Consider the following 3,981-nt stretch of genomic DNA (forward strand, 5'->3'; position numbering starts at 1 on the left):
ACTGGCCTCTCAACCAAACTTCTACACTCTCAGTCTTGTTAGTTGGACGTTTTATAGGAAAAGCTTTGCTAAAAATAATAAAATAAAGCAAAGAGGAGGCAACATAAAGGTAAGAGGTCATGTGTTTATTGACCGCAGCTTGTTGACCTTAGGAGAACGAACCTTAGCGTTTCTGTCCGACTGGCAGGGTTAGAGATGAATACTGGCCTCTCAACCAAACTTCTACACTCTCAGTCTTGTTAGTTGGACGTTTTATTCAAATGTGCGGGTGTATTATAGAAAAAAGGCCTAGGCAAGTGCCTAGGCCAACTTGCTCACGTTAGGAGAACGAGCAAAGAAGGGTCAATCAACTAACATAAGGTTTAGCTGATAAGCGACATAGTCGTCAAATTTCAATTAGTCTCACAGCCTAACTTTCGTCAATAGCGTTACAATAAACGCGGTAATTGGCTGAAAAAAGGCCGGGGCAAATACCCCGACCAACTTGCTCACGTTAGGAGAACGAGCAAACTCTTTACATACTAACATTGAGAATATTGGGTCTTTTACGTTTTTAATGTTCATTTTTTTGACCTCAATTAATCAACGCTACTATTACAATTCGTGATCTCAAGGGCATTCCCTTAAGGGTAGCCTTCCATGGCTTTAAAAGCGAATAGCCTTATTCGCTACGCGGGTGGCCTCTCATTTCCTACCCTCTTTTCATTCTCTTTTTACTATTGCAACAAGCTCAGGGCTGACTGCGGTCGTTGATTCGCCTGTCCTAAGACCGTAATGCTTGCTTGTTGAATGATCTGCCAACGGGTTAACTCTGCCGTCTCGACGGCAAAGTCTGTATCCCGAATACGACTTCTTGCCGCTGATACGTTCTCAGAAATATTACTTAAGTTACGAATGGTTGATTGAAACCGGTTTTGCACCGCACCTAGATCTGCTCGTTTAGCATCAATTATCGAAATCGCTTCAGATACTTGTGTTAAGGCCCTCGAAGCACCGCCGATTGTTGCCACACTCACATCCGCCCCGGTAAACAATCCAGAGGTGCCAAAACCACCTGAACGCGATATATTAACGCTGATAGTCTGCCCAGCATTAGCACCAACCAAGAAAGCTGAGGAATATCCGCCATCCAATATGTTCACACCACCAAATTGCGTTGTAGAGGCAATTCGACTAATTTCTTGCTTTAGGGCAGACACCTCTTTTTGCAAGGCCAACCTATCAGACGAACCGTTAATACCATTTTGCGCCTGAACCGACAGCACTCGAATTCGCTGCAATGCACTGGTTATCTCGCCCATAGCGCCTTCGGCAGTTTGCGCCAACGATATTCCATCATTCGCATTTCTAACCGCCATATTCAAACCCAATACTTGCGTTGTTAAGCGATTGGATATTTGTAAACCGGCAGCATCATCTTTTGCTCCATTAATTCTAAATCCGCTTGATAAGCGCTCAAAAGCCGTACTCAAATTACTGTTTGAGGTAAACAACTGCCGTGTGGCATTGAGCGATGAAACGTTTGTACTCACATATAAACTCATATTTAGTTCTCCTAACCTGCCATCGACTTATTATTTTAATGACTGTGTCGATGTAACGGGCATTAACAAAGTTAAAGTTGGCACATTACATGCTTTATTTGTATCGCTAACTGGTACCCTGGTTAGCGCTTTGTTAAGTGTTTAATGCGCACCTACCAATGCAAAAAGTGCGAGCGTAAGCTCAAGCTGACAGTCAGGATTGATGGCTGAAACCTCAATACCTCACTACCTCCTGGCATCTCTTCTGCCTGTCAGCGATTTTCCAAAAAGCCAAAAGGCTCAATGGTTAATCATTATTTTCCGCTCGTTCATTTTCATTAAACGGCAGTATTACAACCTTAATAACTGTAACATCCCTCGGTCGATTGCAGCCTGCCCCCACAATTTGCAATTCGACCGATTTTTCTAAGTTTCCCTCAACTTATTTTGCAGCCTGCCCCCGCAGTTGCGTTTTTAGCGTAATCATCGCGCCCACCTTTTTGTTATTGCTTAGCCTTGTAATAAAGATAATGCTGATTGTGGACGCTGATTTGCCTGGCCAAGCACCGTAATACTTGCCTGCTGAATGATCTGCCAGCGGGTCAATTCTGCCGTTTCAACGGCAAAGTCTGTGTCACGGATGCGGCTTCTTGCTGCCGAAACATTCTCTGAAATGTTACTGAGATTTCGTATGGTGGATTGAAAACGGTTTTGTACCGCACCGAGGTCGGCCCGTTTAGCATCTATGATAGAAATCGCTTCTAGTACTTGGGTTAAAGCACGTGACGAATCAGCCACCGTTTCAACCGTTAAACTCGCTCCGCCCAATAGGCCAGATGAGCCGTATCCAGAGGTTCTCGATATATTAACGCTGATGGTTTGACCCGCATTTGCACCAACTAAGAATGCAGAAGAATAGGTACCAGACAAAATATTGACGCCACCAAACTGCGTGGTCGTTGCGATACGGCTGATTTCCAGTTTTAAGGCTGACACTTCTTTTTGCAAAGCCAGTCTGTCTGCGCTGCCGTTGATACCATTTTGAGCTTGCACTGCAAGTACCCGAATACGCTGTAGCGAAGTGGTGATTTCCGCCATTGCACCTTCAGCGGTTTGCGCCAAGGAAATGCCATCATTCGCATTTCGCACGGCCATATTCAAACCAAGTACTTGGGTAGTTAAACGGTTAGATATTTGTAGACCAGCTGCATCGTCTTTGGCACTGTTAATGCGAAAACCTGATGACAAGCGTTCAAACGCGGTACTTAAATTGTTGTTCGACGTGAATAACTGACGGGTAGCATTCAACGACGAGACATTCGTGCTAACGAATAAGCTCATTTTTTCTCTCCTAACGATTTGATTGAAGCTCCACCAGACTATTTTTTTTATTAGCTGTCTTGGCGGTAACAGGATCGTATTTTTAGTATTATGTGATCGCTGTTAAGTCGTTCGCCTGTTGCTTTTATTAGTAGCGTAACGTCTATGCTTATGTATCGTATCGGAGGGGAAAAACCTTTAGACAAAAACACAAATAAATAAAATATAAATAAAACACGAGTAAAATCATGCGGTTATTTATATCTTATTAATGTCAGCCGGAGTTGCCCCCGGCCGTTAGCTCTTGTATCTGAGAGAGTGAGCAACGCTCTCTACTGTTTGACTCTATAACAACCTGGTCACTACCTCCTGGCATCTCAGTTTCAAACAGAAGATGGGTCTTTGTTATTTAACCAAACTCAGTATTAACCTAGTAAAGACAGGGCGCTTTGTGGTCTCTGGTTCGCCTGGCCTAATACGGTCAAACTTGCCTGCTGAATGATCTGATTTCGAGTTAACTCAGCGGTCTCAGTAGCAAAATCTGTATCACGAATTTGTGAACGTGCCGCGGAGACGTTTTCAGAAATATTACTTAAGTTTCTGATGGTAGATTGAAAACGGTTTTGCAATGCACCTAAATCAGCACGTGTAGCACCGATAGTAGAAATTGCGGCATCAATAGATACCAATGCGGCAGAGGCTCCACCGACTGTTGCCACGGATGTATCTGTTAACGATAAACCTGAAGTTCCAAACCCTCCAGTTCTCGATAAATTGATACTAATAGATTGATTAGCGTTAGCTCCAACAAGAAACTTGGCTGAAAATGTACCTTTAAGAATATCTGTTCCGCCGAATTGAGAATCGGTTGAAATACGAGATATTTCTTGTTTTAAAGCTGATACTTCTTTTTGCAAGGCTAGCCGGTCAGCTGAGCTGTTGATGCCGTTTTGTGATTGTACCGCTAGAGTGCGAATTCGCTGCAATGAGCTTGTTACCTCTCCCAAAGCCCCTTCAGCGGTTTGTGCTAAGGAGATAGCATCATTGGCATTACGCACAGCTTGATTTAAACCTTGAACTTGCGTTGTTAGGCGGTCAGTAATTTGCAGACCTGCAGCATCATCCGCAGCTCTGTTAA

The 3,981-nt window shown here is 43.7% G+C and carries 5 protein-coding genes; 1 reads left to right on the top strand and 4 read right to left on the bottom strand.

What is annotated here, in order from left to right; translation table 11 throughout:
• On the top strand, positions 1 to 193 hold a 193-nt coding region (locus NWQ57_RS20640; RefSeq protein WP_306024075.1), incomplete at its 5' end, for a hypothetical protein.
• A gap of 209 nt (positions 194 to 402) precedes the next feature.
• On the opposite strand, the gene NWQ57_RS20645 is transcribed toward NWQ57_RS20640, so the two are convergent.
• From NWQ57_RS20645 to NWQ57_RS20660, 4 genes are all read right to left on the bottom strand, one after another.
• Positions 403 to 564, bottom strand: a complete 162-nt coding sequence (locus NWQ57_RS20645; protein ID WP_306024076.1) for a hypothetical protein — start codon at positions 562 to 564, stop codon at positions 403 to 405.
• 152 nt (positions 565 to 716) lie between these two features.
• Positions 717 to 1,544, bottom strand: a complete 828-nt coding sequence (locus tag NWQ57_RS20650) for a flagellin (RefSeq protein WP_306024077.1) — start codon at positions 1,542 to 1,544, stop codon at positions 717 to 719.
• Between the two features lie 489 nt (positions 1,545 to 2,033).
• Positions 2,034 to 2,864 (bottom strand): flagellin, encoded by an 831-nt coding sequence (locus NWQ57_RS20655; RefSeq protein WP_306024078.1) that lies wholly within the window; start codon positions 2,862 to 2,864, stop codon positions 2,034 to 2,036.
• Positions 2,865 to 3,268: 404 nt separating this feature from the next.
• Positions 3,269 to 3,981, bottom strand: a 713-nt coding sequence (locus NWQ57_RS20660) for a flagellin (RefSeq protein ID WP_306024079.1), incomplete at its 5' end; no start/stop codon positions are given.

It is taken from the genome of Paraglaciecola sp. (assembly GCF_030730205.1).
Taxonomy (GTDB): Bacteria; Pseudomonadota; Gammaproteobacteria; order Enterobacterales; family Alteromonadaceae; genus Paraglaciecola.

What these genes read in the sequence shown, in the direction of transcription:
- NWQ57_RS20645 (WP_306024076.1), bottom strand. Translation starts at nt 564, where the DNA reads ATGAACATTAAAAACGTAAAAGACCCAATATTCTCAATGTTAGTATGT.
- NWQ57_RS20650 (WP_306024077.1), bottom strand. Translation starts at nt 1,544, where the DNA reads ATGAGTTTATATGTGAGTACAAACGTTTCATCGCTCAATGCCACACGG.
- NWQ57_RS20655 (WP_306024078.1), bottom strand. Translation starts at nt 2,864, where the DNA reads ATGAGCTTATTCGTTAGCACGAATGTCTCGTCGTTGAATGCTACCCGT.